Raw genomic sequence first — 785 nt, 5'->3', positions numbered from 1 at the left:
TCAGAAAACTTTGCAACAGAACCAACCACACTAATGATTAAATCATCTTTGGCAACGTCCCCAGGACTTTTTTCAGCGATGATTGATGGAAATGAGCTTAAACTGATTGGATTGCCTAAAAATGTTTTTGGGTCTTCTAAAACATTAAGATAAGATTTTGTATCAGAGTTACCAACGTCAATTCCGCCAGTTAGAATAAGTTTGTTTTTCAATTGTTTCTCCTTAAAGGTTAATTGTGAAAAAATATAAGGCACGAATTTATTCGTGCAAATGACACGGTCAGTTTAATCAAATGCCTTTTCAATACTGGAAAGATCAGCTTGTGGCTTTTCTTGTTTGAGGGCATAATCGAAAATTTTCGTTGTATCTTGGTTTTTGTATTCAACAATTGTAGAAGCAGGTGTTGAAGATTGACCAGTTAATGAGAGTAGAATAGTTTTATTCTCATCTTCATTTACATTAATGTAATAGGCTGACTTTTTATCATCTGCTTTATAAACTGCAGGGAGTGCGGCGTTACAGTAGGGACATGTGTTTTTGTAAAAGACCAGCTGGATTGGGAACTTATTTTGGCTCTTAATGAATTTGTCAAAATTCACTTTGGATTTGAAACTCACCATTTGATCTTCTTTTTTATTGACAAAGGGCAATTTGTCCATCTTCAATAATTTAGGATTTTTTGCGATTACTTTTTGTTCGTGTGGTGTAACGTATTGGTTGACTTCTTGTTGATGAAGGTAAAATGCACCTCCACCAATGGAACCAAGAATTACTCCAGCCGATAA

The 785-nt window shown here is 34.8% G+C and carries 2 protein-coding genes; both read right to left on the bottom strand.

What is annotated here, in order from left to right; translation table 11 throughout:
- Positions 1–212: hypothetical protein (locus tag RT41_RS10215; RefSeq protein WP_143467377.1), on the bottom strand; the 212-nt coding region annotated here is incomplete at its 3' end.
- 72 nt (positions 213–284) lie between these two features.
- Positions 285–785: hypothetical protein (locus tag RT41_RS10545; RefSeq protein WP_096819309.1), on the bottom strand; the 501-nt coding region annotated here is incomplete at its 5' end.

It is taken from the genome of Lactococcus fujiensis JCM 16395 (assembly GCF_002441655.1).
Lineage (GTDB): Bacteria > Bacillota > Bacilli > Lactobacillales > Streptococcaceae > Lactococcus > Lactococcus fujiensis.
This window is presented reverse-complemented; position numbering and strand designations above follow the sequence as displayed.